Source organism: Ensifer sp. NPDC090286 (genome assembly GCF_044769565.1).
GTDB lineage: Bacteria > Pseudomonadota > Alphaproteobacteria > Rhizobiales > Rhizobiaceae > Ensifer.
On the sequence record NZ_JBIVYF010000013.1, the window covers coordinates 1 to 17,449 of the forward strand.

Annotated in this window: 16 protein-coding genes and 3 pseudogenes; 11 read left to right on the plus strand and 8 right to left on the minus strand. The window is 61.2% G+C overall.

The window, feature by feature from the left end:
* Positions 1–116 precede the first annotated feature (116 nt).
* Positions 117–419: pseudogene (locus ACIQUG_RS33950) on the plus strand (zincin-like metallopeptidase domain-containing protein); the annotation flags it as partial.
* A 4-nt stretch (positions 420–423) separates the two neighbouring features.
* Here the strand turns inward: ACIQUG_RS33950 and ACIQUG_RS33955 are convergent.
* On the minus strand, positions 424–600 hold the full coding sequence (locus ACIQUG_RS33955) for a hypothetical protein (RefSeq protein ID WP_402326791.1): 177 nt from the start codon (positions 598–600) through the stop codon (positions 424–426).
* Between the two features lie 456 nt (positions 601–1,056).
* Between ACIQUG_RS33955 and ACIQUG_RS33960 the strand changes: the two genes are divergently transcribed.
* From ACIQUG_RS33960 to ACIQUG_RS33975, 4 genes are all read left to right on the plus strand, one after another.
* Positions 1,057–1,365 carry a DUF736 domain-containing protein gene (locus ACIQUG_RS33960; RefSeq protein WP_043617688.1) on the plus strand — a complete coding sequence of 103 codons (309 nt, stop codon included), beginning with the start codon at positions 1,057–1,059 and terminating at the stop codon, positions 1,363–1,365.
* Between the two features lie 141 nt (positions 1,366–1,506).
* Entirely contained in the window at positions 1,507–2,562 is a 1,056-nt protein-coding gene (locus ACIQUG_RS33965) for a Fic family protein (RefSeq protein WP_402326792.1), read from the plus strand.
* A gap of 381 nt (positions 2,563–2,943) precedes the next feature.
* Positions 2,944–3,252 carry a DUF736 domain-containing protein gene (locus ACIQUG_RS33970; protein WP_043617680.1) on the plus strand — a complete coding sequence of 103 codons (309 nt, stop codon included), beginning with the start codon at positions 2,944–2,946 and terminating at the stop codon, positions 3,250–3,252.
* A 316-nt stretch (positions 3,253–3,568) separates the two neighbouring features.
* Positions 3,569–3,733 carry a hypothetical protein gene (locus tag ACIQUG_RS33975; RefSeq protein ID WP_197067145.1) on the plus strand — a complete coding sequence of 55 codons (165 nt, stop codon included), beginning with the start codon at positions 3,569–3,571 and terminating at the stop codon, positions 3,731–3,733.
* A 310-nt stretch (positions 3,734–4,043) separates the two neighbouring features.
* Here the strand turns inward: ACIQUG_RS33975 and ACIQUG_RS33980 are convergent, their stop codons facing one another.
* Complete coding sequence (locus tag ACIQUG_RS33980; RefSeq protein ID WP_043617677.1) at positions 4,044–4,940, minus strand: LysR family transcriptional regulator; 897 nt, start codon at positions 4,938–4,940, stop codon at positions 4,044–4,046.
* Between the two features lie 107 nt (positions 4,941–5,047).
* Between ACIQUG_RS33980 and ACIQUG_RS33985 the strand changes: the two genes are divergently transcribed.
* Entirely contained in the window at positions 5,048–6,052 is a 1,005-nt protein-coding gene (locus ACIQUG_RS33985; protein WP_052201812.1) for an NADP-dependent oxidoreductase, read from the plus strand.
* A gap of 57 nt (positions 6,053–6,109) precedes the next feature.
* Here the strand turns inward: ACIQUG_RS33985 and ACIQUG_RS33990 are convergent.
* A pseudogene (locus tag ACIQUG_RS33990) lies at positions 6,110–6,526 on the minus strand (transposase); the annotation flags it as partial.
* Positions 6,527–6,565: 39 nt separating this feature from the next.
* A pseudogene (locus ACIQUG_RS33995) lies at positions 6,566–6,769 on the minus strand (transposase); the annotation flags it as partial.
* A 185-nt stretch (positions 6,770–6,954) separates the two neighbouring features.
* On the opposite strand from ACIQUG_RS33995, the gene ACIQUG_RS34000 reads away from it, so the two are divergent.
* Entirely contained in the window at positions 6,955–7,110 is a 156-nt protein-coding gene (locus tag ACIQUG_RS34000) for a hypothetical protein (protein WP_197067143.1), read from the plus strand.
* A gap of 402 nt (positions 7,111–7,512) precedes the next feature.
* Here ACIQUG_RS34000 and ACIQUG_RS34005 read toward each other — a convergent pair whose 3' ends face one another.
* From ACIQUG_RS34005 to traC, 4 genes are all read right to left on the minus strand, one after another.
* Positions 7,513–7,770 carry a WGR domain-containing protein gene (locus tag ACIQUG_RS34005; protein WP_402326794.1) on the minus strand — a complete coding sequence of 86 codons (258 nt, stop codon included), beginning with the start codon at positions 7,768–7,770 and terminating at the stop codon, positions 7,513–7,515.
* 972 nt (positions 7,771–8,742) lie between these two features.
* On the minus strand, positions 8,743–10,719 hold the full coding sequence (gene traG, locus ACIQUG_RS34010) for a Ti-type conjugative transfer system protein TraG (protein ID WP_402326796.1): 1,977 nt from the start codon (positions 10,717–10,719) through the stop codon (positions 8,743–8,745).
* Positions 10,712–10,927, minus strand: a complete 216-nt coding sequence (gene traD / locus ACIQUG_RS34015) for a type IV conjugative transfer system coupling protein TraD (RefSeq protein ID WP_043617665.1) — start codon at positions 10,925–10,927, stop codon at positions 10,712–10,714. The genes traG and traD overlap by 8 nt, the downstream gene beginning before the upstream one ends.
* A 4-nt stretch (positions 10,928–10,931) precedes the next feature.
* Positions 10,932–11,228, minus strand: coding sequence for a conjugal transfer protein TraC (traC, locus tag ACIQUG_RS34020; RefSeq protein WP_043617661.1), 297 nt, complete (start codon positions 11,226–11,228; stop codon positions 10,932–10,934).
* Between the two features lie 255 nt (positions 11,229–11,483).
* On the opposite strand from traC, the gene traA reads away from it, so the two are divergent.
* From traA to ACIQUG_RS34040, 4 genes are read left to right on the plus strand one after another with little or no spacing between them, the layout of a single operon-like run.
* Positions 11,484–14,795, plus strand: coding sequence for a Ti-type conjugative transfer relaxase TraA (gene traA / locus ACIQUG_RS34025; protein ID WP_402326833.1), 3,312 nt, complete (start codon positions 11,484–11,486; stop codon positions 14,793–14,795).
* Complete coding sequence (gene traF, locus ACIQUG_RS34030; protein ID WP_402326797.1) at positions 14,792–15,358, plus strand: conjugative transfer signal peptidase TraF; 567 nt, start codon at positions 14,792–14,794, stop codon at positions 15,356–15,358. Before traA ends, traF begins: the two co-directional genes overlap by 4 nt.
* Positions 15,348–16,511 carry a conjugal transfer protein TraB gene (locus tag ACIQUG_RS34035; RefSeq protein WP_402326799.1) on the plus strand — a complete coding sequence of 388 codons (1,164 nt, stop codon included), beginning with the start codon at positions 15,348–15,350 and terminating at the stop codon, positions 16,509–16,511. Before traF ends, ACIQUG_RS34035 begins: the two co-directional genes overlap by 11 nt.
* Before the next feature lie 16 nt (positions 16,512–16,527).
* The gene (locus tag ACIQUG_RS34040; protein ID WP_043617652.1) at positions 16,528–17,136 is read left to right on the plus strand and encodes a TraH family protein; all 609 of its coding nucleotides are present in this window, start codon (positions 16,528–16,530) and stop codon (positions 17,134–17,136) included.
* Positions 17,137–17,449: the final 313 nt, after the last annotated feature.

Genomic DNA, 17,449 nt, shown 5'->3' on the forward strand with positions numbered 1-17,449 from the left:
GCTCTGATTATGCCGACTGGCCGCGCCGGTAGCTGGGGTTATTGCTAGCCTTCGGACACCGGCGCGGCATAATCCGGAACCCGGCATAATGGATGTTATGCCGATATCGGCATAACACCCACTGGGCCGGCGCTTCGCATCGGTTGAACCGCGATCTCAGCCGTTACCACAAGGACCGGTCGGAACGGGCACGTGAGGAACTAATCGCCGAGCTCGGGAGCTGCTTCCTTTGCGCGGACCTCGGCATCGCCCCGGAGTTGGAGCCGAGGCCCGACCACGCGAGCTATCTTGATTCTTGGCTCAAGGTGCTTTCCGAAGACCGGCGTGCGATTTTTCAGGCGGCCGCTCATGCGCAGCGGGCAGTGACCTTCCTTCATGATCTGCAGCCTCGTGCAGCCGAGGGCAAAGTCGCGGCCTAGAAAATCAGGGTCGGTCGTTGTCGCCGCCAACGGCCGACACCTCTCTTGGCTCTCTTTCCGTAAGCGTGCTCTGATCTGGTGTGAGGTCCAGCCTGCCCCAGATCGAGGTTTTGCGGTCGGTCGGTTTGAGCTTCCGGGATTGCTTGATTTCGACGGTAAACGGCTTTGTCTGCTGACGCATACTTCCTCCAGGCGACGAATCGCCAGCACACGATACCGGGTTGGTTGCTGGAGGCAACTTCCAAGCCGGCCGGTCCGTCGCCACCGAATTGTGGGCCTGACATTGCAACAGAGAAACGGTTCGATCGCAGCAATGTTGCGCTTGGGCAAGACGGTGGCACGCTGCCATCACCATGTTCCTCTTGATCGCTCGGCATAGGGCACGTCCTCCGCGGGCTCGATGAGGCATGTCTGATCGGAGAGCGGCTTCGCCTCGATCGTCCTCCCGCAACGGCCGTACAAAACTTTCTTCCCCTGAGCGCTCAGGCGCTCTTTCCTCGCGAAACAACAAAGTTTCTCCCGGCCGCCCTCCACGTTGTTCCGGCCCCCTGGGTGCGGTCCGATCGTCCCCGATCCTTGCGACAGCCATCGAGGCCGCGAAGGGCGCGGTCCGAAACCAACAAAAGGAACTTGGACAATGGCAACCATCGGCACCTTTACCTCCACCGAAACCGGCTTTAACGGCTCGATCCGCACACTTGCCCTCAATGTCAAGGCCCGCATTGCCCGCATCGAAAACCCCTCCGACAAGGGCCCGCATTACCGCATCTACGCCGGCAACGTCGAACTGGGTGCAGCCTGGCAGAAGACCTCCGAACAGGGCCGCGACTACCTCTCGGTCAAGCTGGACGATCCGAGCTTCCCCGCTCCGATCTACGCCACGCTGGCGGACGTCGAAAGCGAAGACGGCCTGCAGCTGATCTGGTCGCGCCCCAACCGCGACTGAGATCCTCCAGGCTCCGCCCGATGGGCGGGGCCTCTCCCTCTGACCTTTTCTCCGCCATTCTTCCTTATTGGATGAAAACGGATGGAAAAATGGAGTAGGGTATGTCGTATCTCATTTGGATGGAAACGGATGGGATAATGGATGACGGCCCTCGATCTCGCGAAATTGCGTATCACGCCCGAGATCCTGTCGTTGATCGCCGAGATCGACGAATTCAAAGGTGCATGGCGAGCGCTCGGTCGTATCGCGCCAGACCGGCTCTCCAGCTTGCGCCGGGTCGCGACGATCGAAAGCATCGGCTCTTCCACCCGTATCGAAGGCGCAAAGCTAAGCGACCGAGAAGTCGAAAGGCTGCTCTCGAACCTGCGCATCGGCTCGTTCACCAGCCGAGACGAACAGGAAGTCGCAGGCTATGCCGAGGTAATGGAAACGATCTTCTCTGCCTTCGAAGCGATCCCGCTTGACGAAAATCACATCCGCCAACTCCATCGCGATCTACTCGCTCACTCGACCAAGGATGAGCGACACAGGGGAAACTGGAAAACCCTTGCCAACAACGTCGAAGCCTTCGACGAAGATGGACGAAGCCTGGGCGTCGTCTTCGCGACAGCATCCCCCTTTGATACTCCGGGCCGGATGTCGCAACTGGTGTCCTGGCAAAAGGCCCAGGAGACGGATGGAAAATTTCACCCTCTGCTCATCGTCGCTGTCTTCGTGGTGGTGTTTCTGGAAATCCATCCTTTCCACGACGGCAATGACCGCCTGTCGCGAGCCTTGACCACTTTGCTGCTCCTTCGGGCGGGCTATACCTACGTGCCATACAGCTCTCTCGAAAGCGTTGTCGAACAGAACAAGGAAGCCTATTACCTCGCGCTTCGTCGAACGCAGGGCACGATCCGGACAGATCAACAGGACTGGAATCCGTGGGTCGAGTTTTTCCTCCGGAGCCTGCAGCGGCAGAAGCAGCGGCTCGAGCGCAAGATCGAGCGTGAACGCATCCTGCTGGGCGACCTTCCGGAGTTGTCGGTCTCGATCCTCGAACTGGCGCGTGAGCGTGGGCGCGTTACGGTGATGGAAGCGGCCAAGGCCACAGGCGCAAGCCGCAACACCGTCAAGGATCATCTTCGGGCGTTGACCGAGCAGCGACAACTGACCCTTCATGGAGCGGGTCGCGGGACCTGGTACGGCCTGAGCTGAAACCAGTGTGAAGGGCCGGCCGGCGCACCGGTATCGAAGCGATCGTTCAACCGGGAACATCGCCAAAGCGATATCCTTCCCCCCGATTCCGGCGCTCCATCCGCGGGCTCGATGGGGCATGTCTGACCGGAGAGCGGCTGCGCCTCGATCGTTTTCCGGCAACGGCACCCGCAGATTTCTTACCCCGGCCGGCTCCGCCACCCTCCTCTCCGACTAACAAATCTGCGGCTCGCCGCCCTCCATTGCATTGCGGCCCTATGCCACCCCACTGCGCAGGCGCGATGGGGACCCCGGCGGGTGCGGTTCGATCGTCCCCGGTCTTTGCGACTGCCATCGAGGCCGCAATGGCGCGGCCCGAGACACAGGACAAGGAACATCACCATGGCGACCATCGGCACTTTCACCTCAACCGAAGCCGGCTTCACAGGCTCCATCCGCACCCTCGCCCTCAACGTCAAGGCTCGCATCGCCCGCATCGAAAACCCCTCCGACAAAGGCCCGCACTACCGCATCTACGCCGGCAATGTGGAGCTGGGCGCGGCCTGGCAGAAGCGCTCCGAGCAGGACCGCGACTACCTCTCAGTCAAACTGGACGACCCGAGCTTCCCTGCGCCGATCTACGCGACCCTCGCCGAAGTCGAAGGCGAGGACGGCTACCAGCTGATCTGGTCCCGCCCCAACCGCGAGTGACACCCAGACGAGGCCCCGCCGCAAGGCGGGGCCAATCGTCCGAATTGAGAAGCCGGAAGCGGGCATCGAACCCGCTTCCGGCTTTTCTGGTGCCATACGGAACCGGAAATGTCTGCTCAGATCGCCTCAGTGTGCCGTGCCGGCATCGCGGCCTCAAGGACGGGCGGTCAACCCCCTATTTTGCCTCCGCTCCGGTTCCCGCCGCTCCAACAAAATCGGCTCCCCCACCCGCCGCCGCTGGCGGTCGCGATCCCTGACCCCGCCATCCCGTCCCGCCCCGCGTCGTCGTCTTTCACGAACTCAAGGAGATGAGACGATGACCATCGAACAGCACATCGAGGAACTGCGGCTGGAGCTGAAGAGCGTGTACAATGCCGCTGAGCGCCGCCAGATCGAGACGGAGCTCGAACTCGCTGAAGCCGTTCTGGCTGTCATGCTTGCCGAACAGGAGGGCGCCGTCGAAGCCGAGCCGCCCTTCTGAGGCGGCTCTTTCTTTCGGGTATGTGAGCCGGTCCGCCGGATCGACCAGCCTCCCGGCTGCCACGGGTTTCACCCCTCTCACCCCTCCTGCTCACGCCGGATGCGGTCGCGCCGCCTCCGGGGCCGCGGATCTCTTCTCTCTATGACGTCCTATTTACGCCAGCAAATCCGGCGTCAAGGACGGCGCGGTCTCCCCCAATTATTCCGCCGCTGCGTTGCACTGCGCTTCCCGGAAAAAGTAAGCGGTGTGCCATCGGCACCTAGACAAGAATCCCTGTGACCGGAGCGGGCCTGAAAAGATGTCCTGCGCCTCACCTGATACTTTTGCCACTGAAGACCTCCACCAAGTAGTCAATGAACACTTTGACTTTACGTGGGGTGTGACGTCGCTGAGCATAGAAGGCAAAGATCGGTTGCTCGATGGGTTCATAATCCGGCAGCAGCCGCACGAGGCGGTTCTCCGCTATATCCCGGGCGACCATGAAATCGCCCAAGAGGGAATAGCCACCTCCCGCCAGGCAGGCGTTTCTCACCGCTCGCGCTGAATTCAGCGTCAGATGCTGCGGCACTTCGAAGTCAATGACCTTTCCTTGATGCGAAAACCTATGAACGCGCCCCCATTCTCCGCTGACCTGTATGACGGATGGACAACCTTTGATCTCGTCCAAGGTTCTGGGTGTCCCATGTTGCTCGCAAAACTGGGGTGTCGCGACGAACACGATCCTCTGTGTGAAAATCCTCTGCGCGATCAGGGATGAATCGTTCAACGGCCCTACTCGGATGGCGACATCGAAGTGCTCGCCGATGAGATCGACCAGCCGATTGCCAAGGTCGATTGAGACATCGAGCTGCGGGAACCGTCGCACGAATTCAGGAACCGCTGGTGCCAGGCACTCATTGCCAAAGGCGGTTACGCAGGAGACGTGAAGCTGGCCGCGAGGGGCTTCATGGCGCTCGCGTACCGCGCTCCGCATCAGATCAAGCTCCTCCAGGAGGCCGGTGCTCTTTTGCACGAACTCCATCCCGGCATCCGTCAGATTGATCTGCCTGGTGGTGCGGTTGAACAGACGTACGCCGAGGTCGGTTTCCAAGTCTGCCACGATGCGGCTGACCGAGGCAGCCGAAAGGCGCAGGTCCCGGCTCGCGGAAGAAAAGCTGTTGTGCCTGGCGACTGCCATTGCCACCTTCATGGCTTCGATCATATCCATGCGCCATTCTTCCGAAATTCAAAACAATATCTTTCACTTTGCATGTATTAACACGGAAATCGGATTCATGCATCGATGCGGCGAACGCTTCATTCGAGGAGATGGACATGTTGACGAATCCTAGCTGGATACTTCGAAGCTACCCTTCCGCAATGCCTTCCGTTGAGAACTGGGGCTTGGAGGACCGTCCAATTCCCGAGGCTGCGGATGGTGAGCTGCTGGTGAAAACTTTGTGGCTTTCCGTCGATCCCTATATGCGCGGCCGGATCAGCCCCGCGAAGAACTATGCTGCTGGTTTCAAGATTGGCGATCTGATGTGCGGCGGCGGAATTGGCGAGGTAATTGCGTCTGAGTCCCCAGCCTTCAAGGCAGGCGACGTCGTGATGAGCGATCATTTTGGTTGGCAGCCGTTCAGTGTAATCCCGGCCGCGTCAGCGAAATCAGTGATGAGTACCGACGCTCCGATTCAGTCCGCGCTTAGCTATCTTGGTATGCCCGGTCTCACCGCCTATTTTGCGCTCCTCAGAACAGCAAAACCGAAGTTGGGGGAAACGGTGTTGATCTCGGCCGCGTCAGGAGCTGTGGGGCAGATTGCGGGACAGATCGCGCGGATCAAAGGGTTCGACGCAGTCGCTGTTGCGGGCTCCGACGAGAAACTGGAATGGTGCAGGGAGCTTGGATATCGGGCCGGGGTCAATCATCGACGCTCAGTTGATCTCGTGGCAGATGTCGCAACCGCATGCCCCAAAGGCGTCGATGTCTTTATCGACAACACTGCCGGCCCAATTCACGATGCAGCCATGTTAAACCTCAACACCTTTGGCAGGGTGGTGGTGGTCGGGACCATTGCCTTGGCCGACCGGTTTGATCAGCCCGATATCGGCCTCCGGCATCTCAGAAGGACACTGATTACCCGTGCGCGGATAGAAGGGTTCCTGCTCGACGACCACGAGGGAGAATACGAGATGGCGATTGCCGATCTGCTGTCATGGTACAAACAGGGACTGCTTCAGACACGGGAGGATGTTGCGGAAGGGATTGAGACCGTACCCCACGCTTTCGTTCGGATGTTGAAGGGAGAGAACTTCGGCAAGCAACTGGTCAAGCTATGATGCCCTGAATGAGCATTTGTCGGCTACGGCCCACTGCGGTTTTTGTGCACGCGGCACTCAAGCGGAATAATTCCACGGCAGAAGCTCATTGATCCGGTTCAGCTTGTGGCCGTTGACGATGGCGATGAGCGTGCTGATCAGATATGCCAAGGGATCGACGGCGTAGAGCTTGCAGGTCTCGATAAGCGAGGCGGTGGTCGCCCAGTTCTCGGCCCCGGCGTCATGTCCGGCAAAGAGTGCATTCTTGCGATTGAGAGCAATCGGCCGGATGGCTCGCTCGACGGTCTTATTGTCAATCTCGATGCGGCCATCGGTTAGGAAGAGCTTTAGGCCGTCCCAGTATTTGGCGATGTAGGCCAATGCCTCGCCGAGCGGGGACTTGGTCGCGACACGGGCACGGTGATGGACGAGCCAGGTCTGCATGTCGGCGATCAGCGGCGCTGACCGCTCCTGCCGCCCAGCAAGGCGAGCGTCTACCATGGCCGCGAATTCGACCGCGTCTTCGGGCTGAGGCAAGACCAACTTCCCCTGCCGCGCCAGTGTTCGCAAGGATGATAGGTGGTCGGTCTTCAGCCCGTGGCGCTCGGCCACCTCGTTCACTGTCACGCCCGGACGCAAGCTCTCCGAAACGAACCGTGCCTTCACCTCGTCCGGCCATTGGCGGTGAGCCTCTCTTCGGCTCCGTCGCTTCGTGAGAACCTCCAATGTAGTGTCCATGGAGAAACTCCTTGCCGCTCGTCCATGGAAACTCGATCACAGATCAGACGACAGAGGGCAATGTGGGGGAAAAACAGCGGTACCGAAAAAATCGGTTCCCCCGCTTGCGTTCCGCGTTCCGCGGTCCTTGACCCCTCTTTGCAACAGGGTGGCCGATCTCTGTCATCAACCAAGGAGATCACATTATGGCAAGGGATGAGAAGCTCATGCTCTACACCAAGCTTTCCGGCTTCCGCCTCGTCGTCCTTGCAAACCAGTTCGGCTGCGAGACAGACTTCTCGCGAGGTCTCCACGATCGCCTGATCGAAGGACTGGAGGCCCGCAATTGGGCGCGCGGATGATCAGTGTGGCGCTATAGCGGAGCGTTCTCATCGGAGACGACGAGTTCGCCGAGTATCAGCTCGAGGGTGACTCCACATTCGTTTCGGCCGTACACGCCACCCCATTGCGCTCGCGCAACGGGGACTCCGGGGGTGCGTCCCTCCTTTCCGGTCCGACGACTATCCCCGCGATGACCGCAATTCGAAAGGAGAAACGACATGCAACAGTTCGCTCAATTCCTCGCCACCACCGGCCGTCGGGTCCGCACTCTCGGCATTGGCTCAGCCATTCCTCCGCAAGGGAAAGCTTGGCCTGAAGCTCGCGATCAAGATCCCGTTCTTCGTAGAGGACGAAGTCTCCTTCGAGACCAACTGGAGCCGACGTCGATAAGGCACGCTCCGGCACGCCACGACGGGTCATTTTCATCTCGGCATCGATGCGCGCGGCCGATAACCGCGTTTCCGCTTTTGTCGGAGCAGATCGAGAAACAGCTGGACGGCTTCCTCTTCCCGTCCGAAATGATGGACCATCATCTGTCCCTTGGTTCCGATGCGGCCCCATTTCCTGAGCAGGCACACATCGCCAAAGAGGTTCGGTTCGATCGACATGGCGTAATAGCGTGCCATGTTCCTGGAGGAGTCCGAGCGCTCGACGTAGAGATGGTAGGGCTGCGAGATCATGAGAGAAGAATCGCTGATCTCTGGAACCCCGTCTAACGACAGTTATGAATCGGTCAGCCTGGATCGATTCACATCGGTGATGATTTCGGAAGATCGAGACAGGCTTGGGCGAGACACCTTCGGCGCACGGCTCTACTCCACTCCCTGACGCACCCCGAACCCGCGACACGGTTTCGGCCATCTGGTGATATCTTCTCGTGGCTCTCAGCAGCACCATCCGTGTCTTGCGCTGTCCCGGCGCCTGACGGACCCTCGTCAACGAGTGCGTCTCCGAGCGAGCGCCTTTCCCGCGTGACGGTACGCAGCTCACGGCCATATTTGTCTTCGTCGCCCAAACCCGACTGAAAGCGAGAACTTGCCACCATTCAGCAGCGCGAGCAGACGTGATTTGACGGCTTCGCCTTGATCCGCCTCACACCGCGGTGGCTCGAGTTCCGGCGTGCCGATATCCGCGATGCGGATTTTCTCGCCCCGGGACCAGAGCGTATCGCCGTCGACGACGCAGTTCACATGGCGCTCGGCGCTGCAGAATGAAAATGCCGCTGACGATAAATCCGCTGTTGGCGTCCTGACAGCTGTCACAAGCCCAGAAAGTTATCAACGCCTCCGAAGGCAAGTCAGCCTCCCGCAGCAAAGACCATGGCGCAGAGGATCGCGGTCAGGGTTTTGCGCGGGCGGCACGGTCCCCACCGGGGCGACTTGCCAGCGATGTCGATCGTTCCTGCTGTCGGACTGCCACGGCTTTCTGAACGGAACCACATTCGATTTCGTCACCCTCGGTCCTCTCCACTTTGCCTCGCGCAAGGCGATCTTTAGGCGGTGTGCGAGCGTCGGGGCGCAGTCGGTCCCGCCTCCCCTTCGGGCCACTATGTTGAGGCTCCTGCGGCTGCGCTCTCTCCCGCCCTCGCACGACGAGAATTCCCGAAATCCCGCCCTTTCGGTCGTCGCTCACGCTGATTTCTCCGATACTCTTCATTGTTCCGGATCGGCCTTGCTCGCTGCGCTGCGCGCCGGCTCGATCCGAGAGGGGCTAGACGTGTTTGCGAGCCTGTGAAACCTGTTCGTCCCGACGCAGGCTTTCATATCGTCGCGCCGAAACCAGATCGCGCGACCGCACCTGAGCGGCGCGTTGCCCGCCGTGAAGACGATCTGCTCGTCCGCTCGCATGCGAAGAACTTCGTGCGGCTGGATCAACGGCCGCGCGGTCAGTTGCTTCGATCGCGTCCGCGACGATCCTCTCGCCTGGGAACTGCGGCTGACCTGGTCGATCTCGACGGTCGTCGTGCCGCAGCGACGGGAGATGTAATCGGCCGTTTCCGGATCGTTGATCGCCGCGAAACTGATCCAGCTCGCGCTCTCGAACCACTTGCTGGCGGCGTCGCGTCCGCCATAGGTTTCGCGCATCTGGCCGATCGACTGATAGATCATAAGAAGCGTGATGCCATACTTGCGGCCGGCGTCGCGCGCGGTCTCCAGGATGCGCATGTAACCAATCCTCGCCACCTCATCGAGAAGGAAGAGCGCCCTTCCCTTCACCGAGCCATCGCGATTGTAGATCGAGTTCAGGAAGGAACCGATGATGACGCGAGCCAGGCCCGCATGCGTCTCCAAAGTCTTGAGATCGATGTTTATGAAGACGTCGGTGTTTTCCGCTGCAAGGTCGCTTGTCGAAAACGTATTCCCCGACACCAGTGCGGCATAGTTCGGATACGATAGCCAGTGGGTTTCCTTGATCGCATTGGCATAGACGCCGGAGAACGTCTCCGGGGTCATATTGACGAAGGCCGCGACATTTTCCTTCACGAAATCTGAGTCCGAATTGTCGTAGATCTCCTGCAGGCGTTGGCGCAACTGCGGCTCCGGTTCAGAAAGATTGGTGCGCACCCGGCGAAGCGTCTGGTTCTCCTTTTCCGTATGTCCGGACAGGCAAACGTCGGCGATCATTGCGGTGAGCAATTGCAAGGCCGAGGCTCGGAAGAAGTCGTCGCGGACGCCGCGGGTGCCACCGCTGTCGCTCATGATCCAAGAGGCGACGGAGGCAATATCCTCTTCCTTGGTGCCGCCGAATTGCCCGATCCAATCAAGCGCATTGAAGCCGGTTTCCGGCTTTTTCGGATCGACCACGAACACGTCGCGGTCCGCGCCGGTGCGATGTGCCGAGACCATCGGCGCCACCTCGTTCGAGGGATCAAGAACGATCAGCGAGCCGCCCCATTTCAACGCGGTCGGGATCGTCACGGACGTCGTCTTAAAGCCGCCGGAACCGGCGAAGACGATGCCGTGTGACGAACCGAACGAGCCGTCGAAGCAGAGCAGTGGGGACTTGCCGCCGCTCCCCCATGTGTCGGGATTGTCGGCCCGAAACGAGCGCTCCGCAATGCTGTCCCTATCGACACGATATCGTTCGCCGATCACGATCCCGCCGGCTTGGGAGAACAGCTTTTCCGCATCGGCAAGCTTCATCCAATCCGCCTCGCCGTGCAGCGCTCTCTTGCCGCGGATCCGTTTGGGCTCGGCCTTGGCGAATGCCGCGTTGCCGACCAGCGCGACGCGTAGCGCAAAGCAGGTCGCCATCGCCACAGAGCCCGCTCCGATCAGCATGGCGGGATCGACATAGGCGAAAATGGACTTGCCCACTGGCACCTGGTGCGCGAGTCCCGACAACCGGATCGTTTCGCGAAGCGCGGCAATCAGGATCGTCGCCACATCGCCGACGACTACACCCCATCCTGCCGTCTTGATCCTGATCGCGCCGGCACTTGCAAACAGGAAGACGACGCCGACGAGCGCTGCCGTGATATAAGGCAGAGAGATGCCCGCCCGGCTGAGCGTCTGCCGCGCTGCCTCCGTCTTCCCGAAGGCAGACAGCCAGTGTTCGATCCCCGTGATACTGACGGCGGAGAGGATCATCAGTGCGGCGGGCGCGACGAACAGCAGGATCCTATTCATCGGTTTTCCCGAAGGCCTCCGCGCCAATCGCCATCAGTCGTGATCGTTCTGTTTGGTCGACTTTCAGACGCTGGTACAGATCGACCAGCGCGCCGAGCAGAAGCGCGCGTTTCTCGAAGCGAAGACCGGCTTTGACGATCAGTCCGCCAAGCTCGATCTTTTCCCGCGTGTCCTTCTTGCGGGCGTCGGAAGTCATGGTGCGGCTCATGCGCTCAAGCCTCGCCAACCCCGCCCGCAGCCGAGCCAGACGCGTTCTGCGTGGACGGTGCGCCGCTTTCGCCGGCGCTTGCCCCCCTCTTCCCTCCGCTCGAACGGCCCTCGCCTCCGCGAAACCGCTTCGCCAGGTCCTCGAAAGCAGCCTGCAGCTCCGCCTCGTCGATCTCGATCTCGCCGAGGCCCGCCTTGAGCGCGATCCGGCCGATGCGTTCGGCCTCACGGGTCTCGGCGATCTTGAGCTGCTCCTGGAGCTTGGCGATTTCGTCGCGGATCTTGGAGGATGGCTTCTTCATGTCCGTAGTCTCCCTTGGGTGAGAAAGCTTGCCTTTCGAACCCAGTTTTTCCGGAGATGAGCGCGGAAAGCACTACTGTGAATCCTACAATCGCCAAGGCGCAAGCTTTGGTGGATGATCCCGGCCGTTCCGAAGGAGCGGATCCGAAGGGCGCAATTATACGTCGCTGCCGCGACGCCCTTGCGTGAGGCCCTGGCGGGCCTGCCGCTCCCGACGAACTTGTTGATTTCGTTCGCAATCGGGAAAGAACCTGCCGTGGCCGTCCCCCATTTCTCCGTCAGCGTCGTCGCCCGCGGCTCCGGCCGCAGCGCCGTCCTGTCGGCGGCCTACCGTCACTGCGCAAAGATGGAGTTCGAGCGCGAGGCGCGGACAATCGACTACACGCGCAAGCAGGGATTGCTGCACGAAGAGTTCGTCATCCCCGCCGACGCGCCTGAGTGGCTGCGAACGATGATTGCCGACCGCTCGGTTTCGGGTGCGTCAGAAGCCTTCTGGAACACAGTCGAAGATTTCGAGAAGCGCTCGGACGCGCAGCTCGCCAAGGATGTGACGATCGCCTTGCCGATCGAACTGACGCCAAAGCAAAACATTGCGCTGGTGCGTGACTTCGTCGAGCGGCACGTCACCTCGAGGGGTATGGTGGCGGACTGGGTCTATCACGATGCGCCGGGCAATCCGCATGTGCATCTGATGACAACGCTGCGGCCGCTGACCGAGGACGGTTTCGGCGCAAAGAAGGTCGCGGTTTTTGGACCGAACGGCAATCCGATCCGCAACGATGCCGGCAGAATAGTCTATGAGCTCTGGGCCGGAAGCATCGATGATTTCAACGCGTTTCGTGACGGATGGTTTGCCTGCCAGAACCGGCATCTGGCGCTTGCCGGTCTCGACATTCGCGTCGACGGGCGGTCTTTCGAAAGGCAAGGGATCGATCTCGAACCGACTATCCACCTTGGCGTCGGGACCAAGGCGATCGAGCGAAAATCCGAGATTGCTTCAAAGCCGATCGAACTCGAGCGCCTCGAATTGCAGGACGCGCGAAGGGCCGAGAATACGAGACGGATCGAGCGGTGCCCCAAACTTGTCCTGGACCTGATCACGCGCGAAAAGAGCGTCTTCGACGAGCGTGACGTCGCCAAGATCCTGCACCGCTACATCGACGATCCCGCTCTGTTCCAAAGCCTCATGGTTCGGATCATCCTCCACCCCGAAACCTTCCGCCTCGAGCGCGAGCGGTTCGACCTTGCGACCGGCACCCGGGTGCCGGCCAAGTACACGACGCGGGACATGATCCGGCTGGAAGCGGAGATGGCCAATCGAGCGGTCTGGCTGTCCCAGCGGTCGTCACATGGCGTGCGGGAAGCGGTGCTAGCAGTGACCTTCAAGCGCCATGAGCGTCTGTCAGGTGAGCAGAAGACGGCGATCGAACGTGTGGCGGGACCCGAGCGGATAGCCGCCGTGATTGGCCGCGCCGGCGCCGGCAAGACCACGATGATGAAGGCGACGCGCGAGGCCTGGGAAGCGGCCGGCTATCGGGTCGTCGGTGCAGCACTTGCCGGCAAGGCGGCCGAGGGCCTGGAGCGGGAAGCGGGCATCATCTCTCGGACGCTTGCGTCGTGGGAACTCCGCTGGAACCAGGGCCGCGATCAGCTCGATAACAAGACGGTGTTCGTGCTGGACGAAGCCGGTATGGTGTCGTCGCCACAGATGGCGCTGTTCGTCGAAGCGGTGACAAAAGCCGGCGCCAAGCTCGTTCTCGTCGGCGATCCCGAGCAGCTCCAACCGATCGAGGCGGGTGCCGCTTTTCGAGCAATTGCCGATCGCATCGGATATGCAGAGCTCGAGACCATCTATCGCCAGCGCCAGCAATGGATGCGCGATGCCTCGCTCGATCTGGCGCGCGGCAAAGTCGGCCAGGCGGTGGATGCCTACCGCGCCAATGGCAAGGTGATAGGCTCGGACCTGAAGGCAGACGCGGTTGGCAACCTGATCGCCGCCTGGGACCGCGATTACGATCCGGCGAAGACGTCACTCATCCTTGCTCACCTGCGCCGCGATGTCCGCATGCTGAACCAGATGGCGCGTACCAAGCTCATCGAACGCGGGATTCTCGCTGAGGGGGTGATCTTCAAGACGGCCGATGGCGATCGCAGTTTCGCCGTCGGCGACCAGATCGTGTTCCTGAAAAACGAGGGATCGCTCGGCGTCAAGAACGGCATGCTGGCCAAGGTGATCGAGGTGGGACCGGGACGCATCACCGCGTTGATCGGCGATGGCGAGAATGCCCGCCAGGTGCTGGTCGAACAGCGCTTCTACAACAACCTCGATCACGGCTATGCCACGACCATCCACAAGAGCCAAGGCGCGACTGTCGACCAGGTCAAGGTGCTCGCCTCGCTCTCGCTGGACCGCCATCTCACCTATGTCGCCATGACCCGCCATCGTGAGGACCTGGCCGTCTATTACGGCCGCCGGTCCTTCGCAAAGAACGGTGGGCTGATCCCGATCCTGTCGCGGAGGAACGCGAAGGAAACGACGCTCGATTACGAGAAGAGCGCTTTCTATCGACAGGCGCTTCGCTTTGCAGAAGCGCGCGGTCTGCATCTCGTCAGCGTCGCCCGAACCCTGGTTCGCGATCGGCTGGATTGGGTCGTCAGTCAAAAGCAAAAACTTGCCGATCTCGGTGCGCGCCTTGCCACCGTCGCCGGCAAGCTCGGGCTCGTCCGCGGCGCCGCTCAGTCCCCAACCCAAAACAGCACCAAGGAGGCAAAGCCGATGGTCTCGGGTTTCACAACTTTCGCCAAATCGGTCGACCAGGCGATCGAGGACAAGGTCGCCGCCGATCCAGGATTGAAGAAGCAATGGGAGGAGGTCTCGACCCGCTTCCATCTCGTCTATGCCCAGCCGGAAAGCGCGTTCAAGGCAATCAATGTCGATGCGATGCTGAAGGACGAGAATGTCGCGAAATCCACCCTGGCCAAGATCGGATCGAACCCTGAACACTTCGGCGCGCTGAAGGGCAAGATCGGGATGTTCGCCAGCCGCGCCGACAAACTGGAGCGCGAAAAGGCGCTGACCAACGCACCCGCGCTGGCCCGCAACTTGGAGCGCTATCTGCGCCAGCGGGCTGAAGCGGAACGCAAATACGAGGTCGAAGAGCGTACCGTCCGCTTGAAGGTCTCGATCGATATTCCCGCACTGTCGCCAAACGCAAAACAAGCATTGGAGCGCGTTCGCGATGCGATCGACCGGAACGACCTGCCGGCCGGCCTCGAATATGCGCTCGCCGACAAATTGGTGAAGGCGGAACTGGAGGGTTTCGCCAAGGCGGTAGCGGAGCGTTTCGGCGAGCGGAACTTCCTGCCTCTCGCGGCAAAAGAAGCCAACGGACAGACCTTCAAAACCGTCACCGCGGGGATGACGCCCGGGCAGAAGGCGGAGGTGCAGTCCGCATGGAATTTAATGCGGACCGCGCAGCAACTGGCCGCGCATGAGCGCACGACCGAGGCGTTGAAACATGCCGAAACCCTGCGCCAGACGAAGAGCCAGGGGCTTTCGCTCAAATGAAGATAACCGTGTTTGCGTTCGGGAGGCGACGCGCCCAAAGGGCGCATGCAGTCGTGCTGGTGGCCTTGGCGGCATCGATCGTTGGCGGCAGTGCAGCTGTCGCGGCTATAGGCGGCTACCGCATCAACCTGACACCGAGCGAACCGCTCGGCCTCTGGCGCATCGTCGCGCTTGATCGATCGCCGGCGACAGGCGATCTCGTGTTCATCTGCCCGCCGAAAACAACGGCAATGCGAGAGGCGAGAGAGCGGGGTTACCTCCACTCCGGAACGTGTCCGGGCGGCGTCGCGCCTCTCATCAAAACGGTCATTGCCATCGCCGGGCAGAGTGTCGAAATCGGCGCCCATGTGACGGTCGACGGGCGAGATATTCCTTTTTCCAGGCTGGCACAGCGGGACGGCAAGGGTCGGCCGATGAAACCGTTCCCTGGCGGCGTGGTGCCGGCGGGAAGCCTCTTCCTCCACTCACCATTCGCCGGCTCCTATGACTCCCGCTACTTCGGTCCCCTGCCCGCATCCGGCATTCTCGGCCTGGCGCAAGAGGTTCTTACCTATGCGCCATGACAAGGTCCGGACGACGCTGTTGATTGCCACATCCATCGTCGCCGGAACGCTTGCGTGGAGTGGCTACGCGCTCCTTCTTCCGGTCGCGTTTATGTTTCCGGTTCTCTGGGCGTTTGCGCCAACGAGACTGACCGCCGCGCTTGTCTCGGCCGGCTACTTCCTGGCAGCGTCCCGGGGTCTGCCGCAAGGCGTTGCGACCTTCTATTCCTCGGATCTGTGGCCGGGCCTGCTGCTCTGGCTCAGCGCATCCCTCGGGTTTGTCGGCGTTCACGCGCTACCCTGGACGAGATACGAGCGTAGACGACCGTTTCGCTATCTGGCGGCAGTATTGCTGATGGCCATTCCGCCATTCGGCATTACTGGCTGGGCGCATCCGATCACGGCCGCGGGCGTGCTGTTTCCGGGATGGGGATGGTGGGGATTGGCTGCAACGACAGCCGGCCTCATGGGCCTCGTAACCCGCATGTGGCCAGCTGTCGCGATCATCCTGGCAGGCTTTTGGATCGGGTCCGCCGCAACCTGGGACGAACCGAAACTACCGGAATCCTGGCAGGGGGTCGACCTCGAAATGGGCGCGTCGCTGGGGCGCGACGCCAGCATAGAGCACCACCGTGATCTGATTGCCACGGTGACGGATCGGGCATCCGGCGGCGCCCGCACCATTGTTCTTCCCGAGAGCACGCTCGGCTTCTGGACACCAACCGTCGAGCGGCTCTGGGTGCGAGCACTACAGGGAACTGACGCCACCGTCATCGCCGGTGCTGCGGTCGTCGATGCAGGCGGATACGACAATGTGCTGATCGCCATCTCGGGCGCCGGCGCCCAAATCGTCTACCGTGAGCGGATGCCGGTGCCAGGTTCGATGTGGCAGCCTTGGCGCTCCTTGCTTGGGGCAAGCGGCGGCGCGCGGGCGCACTTCTTCGAAAACCCCATCGCGACCGTTGCCGACAGCCGTATAGCGCCCCTGATCTGCTACGAGCAGCTGATCGTCTGGCCCGTTCTCCAATCCATGCTCCACGATCCGGACGTCATCGTCGCCGTCGGCAACGGTTGGTGGACCAAAGGGACATCCATCGTCGCCATCCAGCGCGCCAGCATTGAAGCCTGGGCGCGCCTGTTCGCCAAACCGCTCGTCCTTTCCTTCAACACGTGATGCCAAGGAGCCCCTCATGCTCGATGCTGCCCTGATCCAACAATGCGCGGACCCCTCGCTGAAACCGGCGATCGTCGAGCAGTTCGTGTCCGCCACGGGCTCGAACGATCCGCTTGCCGTCACTGTCAAATCGGGTGGCCGATTGATCCTCATCCCGAAAGCGACGACGCCGGACGAGGCGATGGCGATCGTCCGGCGGTATGTCGGCCAGGCCGTGGTGCGTGTCGGCCTGACACAGTTTCCGGCGGGTGTCGGCATCAAGGATGCGTCCGAGCTGAAGCCTGAACTGGTCGATGCTTGCGAAAACCTCCGCAAGGGGACGGCCATGTTCGCCAAGGTGCTGCGGATTGTCGCCAAATGGTACGGCAATCCCAAGACGCAAGACGTCTTCCCTCAGATATTCGAGGATGCGGTCTACGCATGGAAAACCGGAGAGTTCGAAGGAGTTCGCGTGTTCCAAGCAGAAGATCCTGGGGCTGCGATCGAGTTACCGCAGCAACGCAAATTCCCTGCCGTCGACGAGGAAAGAATAGGCGTGGCATCGCCCGAGAAATTGGCCGAGGCGAATGGGGACGTTGGCCATGCGGGAATTCGCATAGACTTGTCCCGTATTGGAGGGAATTGACCTCGATGCGGTAGTTCAGCGCGTACGGAGCGGGATAACTGCCTCTGCGGCGCCTCCTCTTGCTCTTGCCCGTCATGAGACCTCCAAACGACGGCACCTTCTCGGTGTCCGCGAACCCTGCCTTCGGCATCCTTAAGGGGTAGCGCGCGTTGACGGACCCCGGCCTCACTTTCGTCGTCCTCTTGTCTGGCATCCCGCCCTGTCCGGCTCGGATTCTTCTCATCTTCTGCGCATTGTGCGCTGTTTTCGGCTTGGCGGCCCAGCGCAAGCTTGCCGGTCTCTTGTAGTTATCCGTTCCGATCGGCGAGTGTGT

Excerpts from the sequence above, each read along its gene's own strand:
- ACIQUG_RS33955 (WP_402326791.1), bottom strand. The coding sequence starts at position 600 with ATGCGTCAGCAGACAAAGCCGTTTACCGTCGAAATCAAGCAATCCCGG.
- ACIQUG_RS33960 (WP_043617688.1), top strand. The coding sequence starts at position 1,057 with ATGGCAACCATCGGCACCTTTACCTCCACCGAAACCGGCTTTAACGGC.
- ACIQUG_RS33965 (WP_402326792.1), top strand. The coding sequence starts at position 1,507 with ATGACGGCCCTCGATCTCGCGAAATTGCGTATCACGCCCGAGATCCTG.
- ACIQUG_RS33970 (WP_043617680.1), top strand. The coding sequence starts at position 2,944 with ATGGCGACCATCGGCACTTTCACCTCAACCGAAGCCGGCTTCACAGGC.
- ACIQUG_RS33975 (WP_197067145.1), top strand. The coding sequence starts at position 3,569 with ATGACCATCGAACAGCACATCGAGGAACTGCGGCTGGAGCTGAAGAGC.
- ACIQUG_RS33980 (WP_043617677.1), bottom strand. The coding sequence starts at position 4,940 with ATGGATATGATCGAAGCCATGAAGGTGGCAATGGCAGTCGCCAGGCAC.
- ACIQUG_RS33985 (WP_052201812.1), top strand. The coding sequence starts at position 5,048 with ATGTTGACGAATCCTAGCTGGATACTTCGAAGCTACCCTTCCGCAATG.
- ACIQUG_RS34000 (WP_197067143.1), top strand. The coding sequence starts at position 6,955 with ATGGCAAGGGATGAGAAGCTCATGCTCTACACCAAGCTTTCCGGCTTC.
- ACIQUG_RS34005 (WP_402326794.1), bottom strand. The coding sequence starts at position 7,770 with ATGATCTCGCAGCCCTACCATCTCTACGTCGAGCGCTCGGACTCCTCC.
- traG (WP_402326796.1), bottom strand. The coding sequence starts at position 10,719 with ATGAATAGGATCCTGCTGTTCGTCGCGCCCGCCGCACTGATGATCCTC.
- traD (WP_043617665.1), bottom strand. The coding sequence starts at position 10,927 with ATGAGCCGCACCATGACTTCCGACGCCCGCAAGAAGGACACGCGGGAA.
- traC (WP_043617661.1), bottom strand. The coding sequence starts at position 11,228 with ATGAAGAAGCCATCCTCCAAGATCCGCGACGAAATCGCCAAGCTCCAG.
- traF (WP_402326797.1), top strand. The coding sequence starts at position 14,792 with ATGAAGATAACCGTGTTTGCGTTCGGGAGGCGACGCGCCCAAAGGGCG.
- ACIQUG_RS34035 (WP_402326799.1), top strand. The coding sequence starts at position 15,348 with ATGCGCCATGACAAGGTCCGGACGACGCTGTTGATTGCCACATCCATC.
- ACIQUG_RS34040 (WP_043617652.1), top strand. The coding sequence starts at position 16,528 with ATGCTCGATGCTGCCCTGATCCAACAATGCGCGGACCCCTCGCTGAAA.